The organism is Mesorhizobium sp. B2-7-1, assembly GCF_006440735.1.
Lineage (GTDB): Bacteria > Pseudomonadota > Alphaproteobacteria > Rhizobiales > Rhizobiaceae > Mesorhizobium.
On the sequence record NZ_VFUA01000063.1, the window covers coordinates 23,861 to 38,324 of the forward strand.

General features: G+C 64.8%; 11 protein-coding genes. 5 read left to right on the forward strand and 6 right to left on the reverse strand.

The annotated features are described in order from the left end of the window. Positions 1 to 8: 8 nt before the first annotated feature. Positions 9 to 1,295: an FAD-binding oxidoreductase gene (locus FJ471_RS21785; protein ID WP_140806807.1), complete on the forward strand. Its 1,287-nt coding sequence runs from the start codon at positions 9 to 11 to the stop codon at positions 1,293 to 1,295. Positions 1,296 to 1,553: 258 nt separating this feature from the next. Beyond that, entirely contained in the window at positions 1,554 to 2,465 is a 912-nt protein-coding gene (locus tag FJ471_RS21790) for an SH3 domain-containing protein (RefSeq protein ID WP_181179638.1), read from the forward strand. Here FJ471_RS21790 and FJ471_RS21795 read toward each other — a convergent pair. Both FJ471_RS21795 and FJ471_RS21800 read right to left on the reverse strand, forming a co-directional pair. Further along, the gene (locus tag FJ471_RS21795) at positions 2,449 to 3,768 is read right to left on the reverse strand and encodes a Mur ligase family protein (protein ID WP_140806808.1); all 1,320 of its coding nucleotides are present in this window, start codon (positions 3,766 to 3,768) and stop codon (positions 2,449 to 2,451) included. The two genes, FJ471_RS21790 and FJ471_RS21795, sit on opposite strands and share 17 nt — an antisense overlap. A 124-nt stretch (positions 3,769 to 3,892) precedes the next feature. Next, on the reverse strand, positions 3,893 to 4,639 hold the full coding sequence (locus tag FJ471_RS21800; RefSeq protein ID WP_140806818.1) for an SDR family oxidoreductase: 747 nt from the start codon (positions 4,637 to 4,639) through the stop codon (positions 3,893 to 3,895). A gap of 258 nt (positions 4,640 to 4,897) precedes the next feature. Here FJ471_RS21800 and zwf point away from each other — a divergent pair, with 258 nt between their 5' ends. From zwf to edd, 3 genes are read left to right on the forward strand one after another with little or no spacing between them, the layout of a single operon-like run. Further along, the gene (zwf, locus tag FJ471_RS21805; RefSeq protein ID WP_140806809.1) at positions 4,898 to 6,367 is read left to right on the forward strand and encodes a glucose-6-phosphate dehydrogenase; all 1,470 of its coding nucleotides are present in this window, start codon (positions 4,898 to 4,900) and stop codon (positions 6,365 to 6,367) included. Continuing rightward, positions 6,349 to 7,065: a 6-phosphogluconolactonase gene (gene pgl / locus FJ471_RS21810; RefSeq protein ID WP_140806810.1), complete on the forward strand. Its 717-nt coding sequence runs from the start codon at positions 6,349 to 6,351 to the stop codon at positions 7,063 to 7,065. Before zwf ends, pgl begins: the two co-directional genes overlap by 19 nt. A 60-nt stretch (positions 7,066 to 7,125) precedes the next feature. Beyond that, positions 7,126 to 8,949, forward strand: coding sequence for a phosphogluconate dehydratase (gene edd, locus FJ471_RS21815; protein WP_140806811.1), 1,824 nt, complete (start codon positions 7,126 to 7,128; stop codon positions 8,947 to 8,949). Between the two features lie 67 nt (positions 8,950 to 9,016). Here edd and FJ471_RS21820 read toward each other — a convergent pair whose 3' ends face one another. The 4 genes from FJ471_RS21820 to folD all read right to left on the reverse strand — a co-directional run bounded on the left by FJ471_RS21820 (position 9,017) and on the right by folD (position 14,413). After that, positions 9,017 to 10,678, reverse strand: a complete 1,662-nt coding sequence (locus FJ471_RS21820) for a VWA domain-containing protein (protein ID WP_140806812.1) — start codon at positions 10,676 to 10,678, stop codon at positions 9,017 to 9,019. A gap of 83 nt (positions 10,679 to 10,761) precedes the next feature. Continuing rightward, on the reverse strand, positions 10,762 to 12,162 hold the full coding sequence (locus tag FJ471_RS21825) for a hypothetical protein (RefSeq protein ID WP_140806813.1): 1,401 nt from the start codon (positions 12,160 to 12,162) through the stop codon (positions 10,762 to 10,764). Between the two features lie 334 nt (positions 12,163 to 12,496). Beyond that, positions 12,497 to 13,495 (reverse strand): GlxA family transcriptional regulator, encoded by a 999-nt coding sequence (locus tag FJ471_RS21830; protein WP_140806814.1) that lies wholly within the window; start codon positions 13,493 to 13,495, stop codon positions 12,497 to 12,499. A gap of 18 nt (positions 13,496 to 13,513) precedes the next feature. Next, complete coding sequence (folD, locus tag FJ471_RS21835) at positions 13,514 to 14,413, reverse strand: bifunctional methylenetetrahydrofolate dehydrogenase/methenyltetrahydrofolate cyclohydrolase FolD (protein ID WP_140806815.1); 900 nt, start codon at positions 14,411 to 14,413, stop codon at positions 13,514 to 13,516. Between the last annotated feature and the right edge of the window lie 51 nt (positions 14,414 to 14,464).

Here is a 14,464-nt window from a genome sequence, read left to right on the forward strand (position 1 = left end):
CACTGATCATGTCCTACCAATCCCCCATTTCCCCTGGCTGTTCCTGGTACGAGGATACGGCCGGGCCTCGGCCCGAATACCCTTCGCTAGATGGTGACCGCCAATGCGACGTCGTCATTATAGGCGGCGGCTTCACTGGCTTGTCGGCAGCCGCGCACTTGGCGAAGGCCGGTGCAAATGTCGTCCTCATCGAGGCCTATCGTTTCGGCGACGGCGCGTCAGGGCGCAATGGGGGCCAGCTCGGCACCGGGCAGCGCGCCTGGGCCGAGGAGTTGGAGGCCGAATACGGGCTTTCCCGCGCCAGGGCGCTGTTCGACATGGCCGAGGAAGCCAAGGCGCACCTGCTCGACTTCGCCGCCGCCAACATGATCGACATCGACTATATGCCGGGCCAATTGTCGGTGGCGCACAAGCGGCGCTATGTCGACGACTATAGGCGCCATGCCGACATCATGGCGAGCCGCTTCGGCTACCCGCATGTCAGTTTCATGGAGGCGGCGGAGACGGCGGAGCGGCTGGGCTCGACGCGCTATTTCGGCGGCGCGCGCGACACCGGCACCGGCCACATCCACCCGCTGAAGCTGGTGATCGGCACGGCGAAAGCGGCGGCGGCGGCAGGCGCGCATCTCTTCGAGCAGACGCCCTCCACCGGCATCGTTTCCAATGGCGGCAAGGTTACTGTCACGACGCGCAGGGGCACGATCACGGCCGAGAAATGCCTGATCGGGGTCAATGCCTATGGCGGCAATCTGGAGCCGGTGAGCGCGGCGCACATCATGCCGATCGGTTCCTTCATCGGCGCGACCGTGCCGCTCGGCGCCGCCTCCAAGGTGCTGCCGGGCGGCGAGTCGGTCGACGATTCCCGCTTCGTGGTGCGCTATTTCCGCAAGTCGAAGGACGGCCGGCTGTTGTTCGGCGGCCGCGAGGTCTATGCCGTCAACGATCCGAAAGACATCCATATCCACATCCGCAAACAGATCGCCGAGCTCTACCCGGATCTGAAGGATGTCGAGATCACACATGGCTGGGGCGGCTATGTCGGCATCACGGTGCCGAGAAAGCCGTTCGTGCGCGAGGTGATGCCCAAGGTGATTTCGATAGGTGGCTATTCCGGCCACGGCGTCATGCTGTCGAACTTCTTCGGCAAGCTCTATGCAGAGACCGTTGCCGGCAATCGCGACCGCTTGAAACTGATCGAGGACCTGAAAATCCCCGCTTTCCCAGGCGGCAGGCGCTTCCGTGCGCCGCTCCTGTTCCTGGCGCTCAACTGGTTCGCTTTGCGCGACAGGATTTGAGGGCTGGCCGCCGCACTCGAACCGCCGATTCGACGCTGGCGGCCTCCACGCGGCAGGTTGTGGAAACCTTAACAGGCGCGCAGAATTTCGCAATTTGGCTCACTCATGCCATAATCAGCAGTAAAAGATGCGATTATGGGCGAAAATCCGGGGATTTCGCGGGCCTTGTCAGCAATGATTTCGGGACCGACGCTGATCGATGCCAATCATTGCGGCAGTGATCGAAAGAACGTCGGCCCGCTTGTTGGAGGTGGTTGAGTGAACGAGCCCTTCAGTTTCGGCATGCCGGAACGGCAGCGCTTTACAATGCAGTTCGGCTATAGCGTACGGCCATCCTTCTGGCAGAGGATGCAGTCGAACGCGCATCTGGTCATTGCTGCGGTCGGCACCGCCGCGCTGCTGGGCGTGGCCGCGGTGGCGTTATGGCTGTGCTTTCCGGGCAGTGACCGGCAAATGGCGGCGGCAAACGCCGCGCAAACCGTTCCCACAATCCCGGTGAAGACCATGAAAATCGCTCCGGCTGCCGCAGCGGTTACCGTGGCTTCGGCGGCACCGCAGGCCGCGCGCAAGGCGGATGCGGTTGCGCCGGCGACGGCGGCCCGCCAAGCCAGCATTCCGGCCCTGGCGGCGAACAGCCCCCGCTGGACGGCTTCCGACGCCCAGACGCCGCCTGCCCCGACCGAGGACCAACCAGCTCCATCCAAGCAGGCCGCTGACACAGGCGCCGCGCAATCGACCGATGCCGCGCAATCAACCGATACGGCCTTCGCCGAGCCCGCCGCCGAGAACGACGCTTCGACTGCGCTGTCGCAGGTCGTCGCTCCCGCCGGCGAGACGTCGACGACCGCGAAGAAGCCGGGCGACAAGATGGACGGCGCCCAAACCGCGGCCATCCCCGAAGCCAAGCCGCAGGCTCCAGATGCGCAACCCGCGGCTACCGACGGCTCGGCGCAGCCCAAGCCGAAACCTCAAAAGGCCAGCGCGGCCGCAAACGGGCGCATCTTGAGGACCGTGACCATGCGCTCGGGTCCGAAGAAAGGCGCACCCGCAATCACCACGGTGCCGGCCAAGGCCTCGGTGCAGGTGATGAATTGCAAGCAATGGTGCGAGATCGTCTATAACGGCAGGCACGGCTGGGTTTACAAAAGCTACGTCAAGACCGGCGCCTGAAACCTAACCCGCCAAGCAGCCGTTCGTAGCGACGTCTTCTGCGCTCGAGCCTGCGATCCGCGAGGAAAGACTTGTGTTCCTCGAACGGCACCTCGTAGAGGCCGCAAGTGTAACATCCTTCCTGCTTGCCGCATGCCGGAATCCAGCATCTGACGTCGTGCGTCCAGGCAAGCGCGATCCTCTCCAGATGAAGATTGGACGAGCTCTTGAGCAGGATCAGTTCTCCGGGGACAGCCGTCTGCTTGATATGATCCGAGACTTCCTTGGGGGTGCGGATCTCCACGAAACGGCCGCTGTCGCGGTCGGCATCGCTGGCGCGTGAGCGGTGGGCGTTGTCGCCGGTGTAGATGACCTCGTCAGCGATATCGCGCGCGATGGCGTAAGCCTTGCGGTATTTTCTTGACGAACCGGCGTAGTCGGAGATCTGGCCGAGGACGATGCGTTTACGAACGGCCTTGGCTTTGGCCATCATCTCGAACGCGATGTTCAGCGAATGCCAGGGCGCCTTGGCGGCATCGACGATGAACTGCGGACCACCATCGGTCACCTGCACCTTGCATCGGTTGGAGAGAGGTTCGAACAAAGCCGTCCTTGCCGCGACTTTCTCCGGTGGGACACCAAGTTCCAGGGCCGCGACAATCGAGGCAGCCGCCGGCAGCCAGAAGTGCTCGCCAGGGAACGGTGTCTGTACGTTGATGGCACCGGCATTCCAGCGCAGCGAAAATCCAAGCCGATCCGGATAGGCGGCGTGGATGCCTGTCACGCGATAGTCCGCGGCCTGCGACTGGCCGAAGGTCACGACCCGGCACCGTGCGCCGGCGGCCATGTCGAGCACATGCGGGTCATCGGCATTCAAAATCGCAAGTCCGCCCGCCGACAACGCGTCGACCAGCGCTTTCTTTTCCCGAGCGACGGCTTCCAGCGTTCGAAATTTCGAGAAATGTTCGAGCCTGACCATCGTGACGACCGCCACGTCCGGCTTCAGCATCTCGGCCATCGGTCGGATCGAGCCGGGCTCAAACGCGCCGGCCTCGAAGACGACATAGTCGACCTTGCCCGCGCGTTTCATGCGCTTGTAGAGCGTGCGGACAAGTGCCTTGAGCGTGTTGGCCAGAACTTGAGCATGGACCGTGCCGTGACCGGCCAGGATATGCCCAAGCAAGCTGGTTGTAGTCGATTTGCCGGAACTGCCGGTTATCCCGATGAAGGTCGCCTTGCTTCGCGCCCGCGCACGCTCCGCCCGATAGCGACGCAATCGCCAGCCCAGATCGTTGCGAATTTCACGCAGGCTGACCTTAACCACCCGCCAATTCCCTACCCCGATCCGTTATCGTTTCGACGGACCATGAAGTCAAACCGGGATTCGGCATGGCGACGCCCGCCCCTCCGTTCGCCTTATAAAGCGGCCGGGCGCTCCCTGACGCGGCTCAGATACAGCGGCCGCCATCGACCTCCAGCGCCACGCCGGTGATGAAGGCGGCTTCATCCGAGGCGAGCCACAGCGCCGCGTTGGCGATATCAAGCGGTGTCGAAAGCCGGCCGAGCGGGATCGAGGCGCGGAAGTTCTCGCGGATCTGAGGCGTGTCGGCGCCCATGAACTTCTCCAGCATGCCGGTCTCGCCGGCGACGGGGCAGAGGCAGTTGACGCGGATGTTCTTCGGCGCCAGCTCGACCGCCATCGACTTGGTGGCGGTGATCGCCCAGCCCTTGGAGGCGTTATACCAGGTCAGGCCCGGCCTCGGCCGAAGCCCGGCCGTCGAGGCCGTGGTCAGGATGACGCCGCCTCCCTGCCGGTCCATGATCGGCACGACGGCAAGTGCGGCGTGATAGATCGCCTTCATGTTGACGGCGGTGATCAGGTCGAAGGTTTCCTCATCGACGCCGAGCATATCGCCGTTGCGGTGGGTGAAGCCCGCATTGTTGACCATGATGTCGATGCGGCCGAAGGCGCTCTTGGCGGCATAGATCATCTCATCGAATTCGGAACGCAGCGAAACGTCGGTCTGGGTCCAGATGGCGTTCTCGCCGATCTCATCGGCCACTCGCTCGGCACCCTTGGCGTTGAGGTCGGCCACGACCACGCGCGCGCCCTCTTCGGCGAAACGCCTCGCCATGCCCTCCCCGAACCCCGACGCGGCGCCGGTGATGATGGCGACCTTGTTTTCCAGACGCATGGTTTTCCCGCTCATTGGATTTCCGCAGCTATCTCCCTTAGCTTTCGTCACATTCGCGTTCTATGGTGCGACCGCGAACATTGGCGCAAGCCATGGCTTTACCGACAGGCCTGTCGGCGGCGCGAGTGTCGGGAAACAGGTGGACCGATGCAATAGCCAGCGGTCGGTCCTGCCTGTGACACCATGGCACTGGAAAATTTAAATCGATTAGAATATACCAACCACGCTGCCGGTATCCGGCATCAAATCGGACTGACCATGACCAGCCAGATCATCCCTGTCGATCCCTTCGACTTCATCATCTTCGGCGGCACCGGCGACCTGTCGGAACGCAAGCTCCTGCCATCGCTCTATCATCGCCAGCGCGGCCAGCAATTCTCCGAGCCGACGCGCATCATCGGCACGTCGCGCGCGAAGATGACCGACGCCGAGTTCCAGGCCTTCGCCAAGAAGGCGATATCCGAGCATGTGAAGCCTGCCGACGTCGACGCCAAGGAGCTTGAGACCTTCCTGACGCGCCTCTCCTACGTCTCGGCCGACGCGACCACGGGCGCCGGCTTCGACAAGCTCAAGAAGGCGATCGGCGACAGCGACCGCATCCGCGCTTTCTATCTCGCGGTGGCGCCGGCGCTGTTCGGCGACATCTCGCACCAGCTCAAGGAACACAAGCTGATCACGCAGAACTCGCGCATCGTGCTGGAAAAGCCGATCGGCCGCGACCTCGCCTCGGCGCGGGCGCTCAATGATGCCGTCGGCGACGATTTCCACGAAAGCCAGATCTTCCGCATCGATCATTACCTCGGCAAGGAAACGGTGCAGAACCTGATGGCGCTGCGCTTTGCCAATGCGCTCTACGAGCCGCTGTGGAACTCGGCCAATATCGACCACGTGCAGATCACGGTCGCCGAGACCGTCGGCCTTGAGGACCGCGTCACCTACTACGACAAGGCCGGTGCGCTGCGCGACATGGTGCAGAACCACATGCTGCAGCTGCTTTGCCTGGTCGCCATGGAAACGCCGTCGTCGATGGACGCAGACGCCGTGCGCGACGAGAAGCTGAAGGTGCTCAGGGCGCTGAAGCGCATCAACGGCAATGAGGCGCCCAAGCACACGGTGCGCGGCCAATATCGCGCCGGCGCCTCGGCGGGCGGCCCGGTCAAGGGCTATGTCGAGGAACTCGGCAAGGACAGCGCCACCGAGACCTTCGTCGCCATCAGGGCCGAGATCGGCAATTGGCGCTGGGCCGGCGTTCCGTTCTATCTCAGGACCGGCAAAAGGCTGGCGAGCCGGGTTTCGGAGATCGTCATTGAGTTCAAGCCGATACCCTTTTCTATCTTCGACGAAAGCGCCGGACCGATCTTCGCCAACCAGCTGGTGATCCGGTTGCAGCCGGACGAAGGCGTCAAGCAGTACATCATGATCAAGGATCCGGGACCGGGCGGCATGCGGCTGCGTCAGATCTCGCTGGACATGAGCTTCGCGCAGTCGTTCCAGGGCCGGGCGCCGGACGCCTATGAGCGGCTGATCATGGATGTGGTGCGCGGCAACCAGACGCTGTTCATGCGCCGCGACGAGGTCGAGGCGGCCTGGAAATGGATCGACCCGATCCAGAACGCCTGGGAGAGCGCCCGGCAGGAAGCTCAGGGCTATACCGCCGGCACCTGGGGGCCATCGGCCTCGATCGCTCTTATCGAACGCGACGGACGGACATGGCACGAGAGCAATTGAGCGAAGTCCGCTACGGCTGGAACGGCTTTGCCGACCGTCAGGACCTGGCGACGACGCTTGCCGGACGGATTGCCGACCGGCTGAGCAGCGCCATCGCGGAACGCGGCGCCGCATTGCTCGCGGTGTCAGGCGGCACGACGCCGGCAAAGCTGTTCGCCACGCTGTCGACCACGCCGATCGCCTGGGACAAGGTCACCGTGACGCTGGTCGACGAGCGTTTCGTGCCGCCATCCTCGCCGCGCTCGAATGCCGGGCTGGTGGCGGCGAACCTGCTCCAGAACAAGGCCGCCGCGGCGCGCTTCGTGCCGCTCTACCATGAGGCGGCAAGCATCGAGGACGCGGCGGCGACGGACAGCGATGCGCTGCGGTCGCTGCCCTGGCCGCTCGACGTGGTGATCCTCGGCATGGGTGGCGACGGCCATACGGCCTCGTTCTTTCCCGATGCCGGCAACCTCGAGGAATTGCTCGACCCGGCCTCGCAGCGGATCGTGCTGTCGGTGCACGCGGCGAGCGGCGGCGAGCCGCGGCTCACGCTGTCGATGGCGCGCATCATCGCCGCCGGTTTCGTCGCGCTGCACATCGAAGGCGAGGACAAGCGCACCGCTTTCGACGGCGCGATGGGTCCTGGCGCGAAAAAGCCTATCCGCAGAGTGCTCGAGGCGGCGCCGAGACCGATAGAGGTGTTCTGGGCACCCTGATTGCAACATGACGACCCGACGGCGCTGGGAGGACGTTGCCGGGCTCGGAAAGGACGGACCATGACAGCCAGACGCGATATCGAAGCCATCACGGAACGCATCCGCCAACGTTCGAAAGCCGGCCGCGAAGCCTATCTCGGCCGCATCGCGGAGGCCTCGGGCCGCAGCGCCAACCGCGCGGTGCTGGGTTGCGGCAATCTCGCTCATGGCTTTGCCGTGTGCAGCCCGTCGGAAAAGATCGCGCTTGGCGGCGACCGGGTGCCGAACCTCGGCATCATCACTTCCTACAATGACATGCTGTCGGCACATCAGCCCTTCGAGACGTTCCCGGCGCTGATCAAGGAAGCCGCGCGCGAGGCCGGCGGCATCGCTCAGGTCGCCGGCGGCGTGCCGGCGATGTGCGACGGCGTCACGCAAGGCCAGCCCGGCATGGAGCTGTCGCTGTTCTCGCGCGACGTGATCGCCATGGCGGCGGCGATCGGCCTGTCGCACAACATGTTCGACGCGGCCGTGTTCCTCGGCGTCTGCGACAAGATCGTGCCCGGGCTGGTGATCGGGGCGCTCACCTTCGGCCACCTGCCCGCGGTCTTCATACCGGCAGGGCCGATGACGACCGGTCTCGCCAATGACGAGAAGGCCAAGATCCGCCAGCTTTATGCCGAAGGCAAGGTCGGCCGCGCCGAACTGCTGGAAGCGGAGTCCAAATCCTATCACGGGCCTGGCACCTGCACCTTCTACGGCACCGCCAATTCCAACCAGATGCTGATGGAGATCATGGGCCTGCACATGCCCGGCGCCTCCTTCGTCAATCCGGGCACGCCGCTGCGCGACGCGCTGACCAGGGAAGCGGCCAAGCGCGCGCTGGCGATCACCGCGCTCGGCAATGCCTATACGCCGGTCGGGCGCATGATCGACGAGCGCTCGATCGTCAACGGCGTGGTCGGCCTGCACGCCACGGGCGGCTCGACCAACCATACGATCCACCTGATCGCCATGGCAGCAGCCGGCGGCATCGCACTGACCTGGCAGGATATTTCCGACCTGTCGGAGGCCGTGCCGCTGCTCGCGCGCGTCTACCCGAACGGGCTTGCCGATGTGAACCATTTCCATGCCGCCGGCGGGCTCGGCTTCCTGATCCGCGAGCTGCTCGACGAAGGCCTGCTGCACGAGGACGTGCAGACGGTGTGGGGAGAAGGCCTGCGGCCCTACGCGGTCGAAGCGAGACTCGGCGACGACGGCAGCGTGGTGCGCGAGGCGGCACCTCTCGACAGCGGCGACGAGAAGGTGCTGGCGCCGGTCAGAAAGGCGTTCCAACCGACCGGCGGTCTGAAAGTGCTTGGCGGCAATCTCGGCCACGCCGTCATCAAGACCTCCGCCGTCAAACCGGAACGCCGTGTCGTCGAGGCGCCGGCAAAGGTGTTCGACAGCCAGCAGGCGCTGAACGACGCCTTCAAGGCAGGCACGCTTACCGGCGATTTCATCGCCGTCATCCGGTTCCAGGGACCAAAGGCCAACGGCATGCCGGAATTGCACAAGCTGACCACGGTGCTCGGCATCCTGCAGGACCGCGGCCAGCGCGTGGCGCTGGTGACCGACGGGCGCATGTCGGGCGCCTCCGGCAAGGTGCCGGCGGCGATCCATGTGACGCCGGAGGCGGTCGAGGACGGCCCGATCGCCAGGATCCATGACGGCGACGTCATCAGGCTCGACGCCGATGCCGGCACGCTGGAAGTGCTGGTGCCTGGAACCGAGTTCGCGCTGCGCCGCACGGCGGACGCCGACCTCATCGGCAACGAGTCCGGCTTCGGCCGCGAGCTGTTCGCCGGCTTCCGGCAGTTGGTCGGGCGCGCCGACCATGGGGCAGCGGCGTTCGGCAACGCCTGACGTTCCAGACTCCCAAAAGAAAAGGGCGGCTTGAGGCCGCCCTTTCTGTTTGTGCTGACTGCAGTGCTTACTGGACGGTGAGCTCGTTCCGCTCACCGGCCTTCATCGTGAAGGGCGTTTCCTTGTCGGCTTTGTCGGTGGTGAAGTTGGTCACCAGCACGTAGTCGCCCGCGGCAAGGGTGGTCTGCATCTTCTCGCCATAGGCATAGGTCACCTGCTTGCGCTCGCCCTGGATGTTCTTCTTCGCCTCATAGATCTTGAAGCCGTCCGCGCCTGGCGCATCGACCGCCAGGACACCGGCGTTCAGCGCCACGTTGACATCGGTCATCTGCCCGACCGTCACGCTGAAAGGCTGTTCGGTCGACACGGCCTGCACGTCGACGCCCATCACATAGTCGCCGGGCGGCAGATCGAACTGGCTGTCGGGACCATAGGCATAGGTCACCTGGTCGCGGGTGCCATCGAGCTTCTTGGCGGCCTTGTACACTTTCCAGGACACGTCCGTGCCGGCCTTCTCACCGCCCTGGGTGTAGAAGGCGTTGGCCTTGGCCTTGCCGACGCCGACGATGATGTCCTTGTCGACGACCTGGCCGGCGACGAGCTGCATCGTCTCGCTCGCCTCGCCGGCTCCCAGATGCACGGTGACCTTGGTCTCGCCGGTCGGGACGACGAACTTGACCTCGCCGTAATTGGCATCCGACGTGCCGCCGGGATAGGCGATGCTGATCTGCGCCCCGCGGTCGATGTCGGCGCCCGGCGACGGCCGGGCATGGATGGAGATCTCCGCGGCGTTCAGGTTGAGCGCCGGCTCGGTCGCCTTGTCGGCCGTCAGCGAAACCTTCTGCTCGGCCCTGGCGGCACCGCTGGTGGCGACGACGATGTAGTTGCCGGCGGCAAGGTGGAACTTGACGGTGTTGTAGCCGTAGTCGACATGCTCGCCGCCGGTTCCCTTGGCATCGTCCTTGAAGATCTCAAAATAGACGTCGGACTTCGGCGCCTGACCACCTTCCTTCAGCAGCGCCGTCGGGATGAGATTGTAGTCGAGCTCCGCTGCCTTCGGGGCGGGGGCCGGCGCCGGTTCGGGAGCCGGTGCCGGGGCTGGAGCGGGAGCCGCGACGGTCTCGACCAGAGCTTCCTGCAGCGCCTTCTCGTCGGAGGCCTGGATGTATTTACCGCCGGTGTTTTCGGCGAGGCAGGCGATCTGCTTGCCTTCGTCGGCGGTCAGGCCGAAGCCGACGACATCGGCCGTGAAGTCGACGCCGCTTTGCTTCAGCTCCTTGCCGAGCGCGCAAGGGTCGCCGCCGCAGGTCTCCAGCCCATCGGTGATCAGCACCACCGTTGCCTTGTCCTCCGTATATTTCAGCGCCTCGGCGGCCTGCTTGACGGCCGCCGTGAGCGGCGTCTTGCCAAGGAATTTCATGCTGTCGGCCGCTGCCGAAATGGCGCTGGCGGAGCCGGCTTGCGGCGGCACGATCAGCTCGATGTCGTCGCAGCTGCCCTTGGTGCGGTGGCCGTAGGCCATGAAGCCGATCTCGTCGTCGGCTGGAACCGACTGCAGCACCGTTCGCAGCGATTCACGCGCGATCTCCAGTTTCGGCTTGCCGTCGATCTGGGCCCACATCGAGCCCGAAGCGTCCAGAATGATGATGACCTTGTTGGCGGCAAAGCCAAAACTGGTCATCGACAAAAGCAAGGCCGCCGCAGCGACGCTCCGTATCAGTCCCGCCATAGATGTCTCCTGATTATTCCCTCGTCCGCGGCGGGAAAGCTATTTTAGGTGGCCTGCGGAGACAAGCGGCAAAAGCTTGAGGGTCACGCGCCTGTCACCTGCGCCGGGACAAAACCCTCGGTCTCGACGATCGCTCGGTAGCGTGGATCGGCGCGCAAACCTTTGAAGGCCGGGTCGATGCGCACGCCGAGCAGGTCGTCTTCCTTGCGCCTGGCCGACTCCTCCAGATAGCGTATCGCTTCGTCATTGCGTCCAAGCATCGCGGCGGTGGTGGCGACCTTGTAGGCAGGTTCGCGGTCGCGCTGATATTGCCGCAGCTGCTCGGAAAACATCGCCTTCAACAGGCCATTGCCGCCTTCCTCGTGCAGGCCCTTTTCGGCTGCGTCGGCGACCGCCCGGCGGGCGTCGTTGCCGGAAATGACGGCCGCAAGCCGATACTCGCGCAGGAAATCGCTCCAGCGATGCTGATCGAGATAGATGGTGGCGAGATATTCGGGCGGCGAACGCAGGTTCGGCTCCGCCTCGGCAAGCGGCTGCAGGATCGCCAGGGCCTCGTCGGCGCGCCCGGCATGGAACAGGATGAGCGCCTTGTTGGCGAGGATGCTGCGCGACTGCGGGTTGAGTTCCTGCGCCATGCCGATCTCGCTCAAAGGCCGTTCCGTCTCCCCGGCGACCATAAGCGTCAGCGCATACCAGTGATGGGTCTGGGCGGAGGCCGGATCAAGCCGGATCGCCCGCTCGAACAGCGCTCGCGAGCGGGGGAAATCCTTGTCCCAGTAGAAGGCGGCGAAGGCCAGCGCCGCATAGCCGCCGGCATTGTCGGGATCGAGCGCGATGGCGCGGTTGGCGGCGGCCTGCGCCTTGGGATAGGCGTCCCTTGCCGGCATCAGCGTGAACTGGCTGACCATGTTGTAGGCGTCGGCCAGCTTGGCGTAGGCGTCGGCATATTCGGGATCGAGCGTCGTCGCCTCGGTAAGCAGCTGCATGGCTCGGTTCAGCCCGCTCGCCTGCCTCGTCTCGATATAATAGACGGCGTCGAGATAGAGATCCTGGACCTTGGGATCCGGCCTGTAAGCAATCCGGTCGGGCATGATGGGAGCGCCGCGCATCGAAACCATGCCGGCGGCGGCGATCACGGCGAAGAGCGCAACGGCGCTGGCAATGACGAGAGCCTGGCGATAGCGGCGGGAGCCGGGCATCTGCGAGGCTCGATCGGCATCGGCCGACGGAACCCGCGGCATTTGATCGGACTCCGCCGCGGCGGTCTCCGTCAAAGGCGCTTCGGCCGGCGCGGCCGAATCGCCCCGCAGCCATTGCTCCAGCTCATCTGTATAGGCAAAGACGAGATTCCTCGCCCCGCCGGAAATCCGGTGAACCGGCAGCCCGCGCTGGCGTTCCCAACGCCGCACGGTGCGTTCGTCGCGGCCGAAGAAGGCAGCGATTTCCTTCCAATCGTTCAGCCGACGGTCGCGCCTGCTCGCCAAAGCCTGCTCCACTGACCCTGGAGCGCCTCACCGTTTCACGGAAACGGCGAAACGCTCCATCTCTGTGTCGGTGCAATTCCGGACGGAAAACCGCTCACACTTTTCCTGGAATTGCCCCTAGTGCCCGTATCTGCCCGCATTTGCCGGACGCGCCCAGGTCAGGCTTTCGTCTAGCCATCCGGGCATCGCTGGCTCGACGCCAACCGACGGCACATCCCCAGCGGCCAGATTTGCTTGGCCTGCGATGGATTTCAACCCAGCGAAAATGTGGGGGCCGGCGAAAATGTGAGGTGCCGTCGGCCATTTGGCCCACCGCGGCATCTTCCGACAGCAATCAGTAGGTGGTGCGCCGCTCTTCCGATGGCGGGCGACCGAACTGCAGCCGGTAGCTCTGCGCGAAATAGGAATGCGAGGTGAAGCCGGTGGCGATCGCCACGTCGAGGATCGGCATGTTGGTCTGGCGCAGCAACTCGCGCGCGCGTTCGAGCCTCAGCCGCATATAGTAGCGGCCGGGCGTCACGCTGAGGTGGCGCAGGAACAGGCGCTCGACCTGGCGCACGGACAGGCCGGCGGACTTGGCAAGCTGCACCGCCGACAGCGGCTCGTCGAGATGGTCGGCCATCAATTCGACGATGCGCCTGAGCTTCTCCGACTTGCCGGTGAGGTCGCGCTCCGGTCCGACGCGCTGGCGGTCGCCGGCCGAGCGGATGCGCTCGTGCTGGAACTGGTTGGCGACGCCGTTGGCGAGGTTGGAGCCGAAATCGCCGCGCACGATCTCCAACATCAGGTCGATCGAGGTGGTGCCGCCGGCGCAGGTGTAGCGCTTGCGGTCGATCTCGAAGACGTTGCCGGTGCAGTTGATGTCGGGAAAGCGCTCCATGAAGCCGGCGCGGTTCTCCCAATGGATGGTGCAGCGATAGCCGTCGAGCTGCCCGGCCTCGGCCAACAGATAGGAGCCAACCGACAGCGCGCCCAGCGCATTGCCGCGGCGGCCCCAGCCGCGCAGCGCCGCCAGCACCTTGCTCTTGCCGGGGAATTCGGTTGTCAGCCCTACCGAGACGAACAGGATGTCGACCGGCGGCATGTCGGCGACCGAATAGTCGATCTTCAGCGGCAGGCCGTTCGAGGCCATGACCGCGTCGCCATCGGCCGAAATCGTCGTCCAGCCATAGAAATCGCGGCCGAGCAGGCGGTTGGCCGAGCGGAAGCAGTCGATGGCCGCCGCCAGCGAGAACATCGAGAATTTGTCGACCAGCAGGAAGCCGAACTGACGGCCGCCCTGAACGGGATCGTTCGTGATCGGCCGTTCAACGGGAGCAGTCAGGTTGGGCAATGCAGGGGCTTTCTCAAATCAGAAGGACGGCCGCTTCAGCCCAGCCGCGAGGTAGGCGGAAGCTACAGTGTTCGCCATCAGCATGGCAATGGTCATCGGCCCGACGCCGCCCGGGACCGGCGTGATGGCGCCGGCATTCCTGGCTGCCTCGGCATAGGCGACGTCGCCGACCAGGCGGCTCTTGCCTTCGCCCTTTTCGGGCGCGGGGATGCGGTTGATCCCGACGTCGATCACGGTCGCACCCGGCTTGACCCAATCGCCTTTGACCATTTCCGGACGGCCGACGGCGGCGACCAGGATATCGGCCGTGCGGGCAAGCGCCGGCAGGTCCTTGGTGCGGCTGTGGGCGATGGTGACCGTGCAGTTGGCGGCGAGCAGCAGATTGGCCATCGGCTTGCCGACGATGTTGGAGCGGCCGACGACGACGGCGTTGAGGCCGGACAGGTCCTTGCCGCGCACCCGCTCGATCAACAGCATGGAGCCCGCCGGCGTGCAGGGCACGAAGGCCGTCTCGAGCTCGCCGGTGCCGAGCTTGCCGACATTGATGAAGTGGAAGCCGTCGACATCCTTCTCCGGCGCGATCGTCTGGATCACCTTGCCGGCATCGATATGGCCGGGAAGCGGCAGTTGCACCAGGATGCCATGGATCGACTTATCGGCATTCAAGTCGCCGATTATCTTCAGCAACTGTTCCTCGGTGGTGTCGGCCGGGAGCGTATGCTGGAGTGAATGGAAGCCGCATTCCTTGGCGGTGCGAGACTTCGAGGCGACATAGACCTGGCTTGCCGGGTCTTCGCCGACGATGACCACCGCCAGACCGGGCTTGGTGGCGCCGTTGGCCGAAAGCTCCGACGTCAGCGCCTTGACCTTCGAAACCACATCCTCGGCGACACGCTTCCCGTCAATCACTTCGGTCATCATGAACTCTCCGTTTTGAGGCCGCCTCGATGCATGCCTCATCCTCAATCC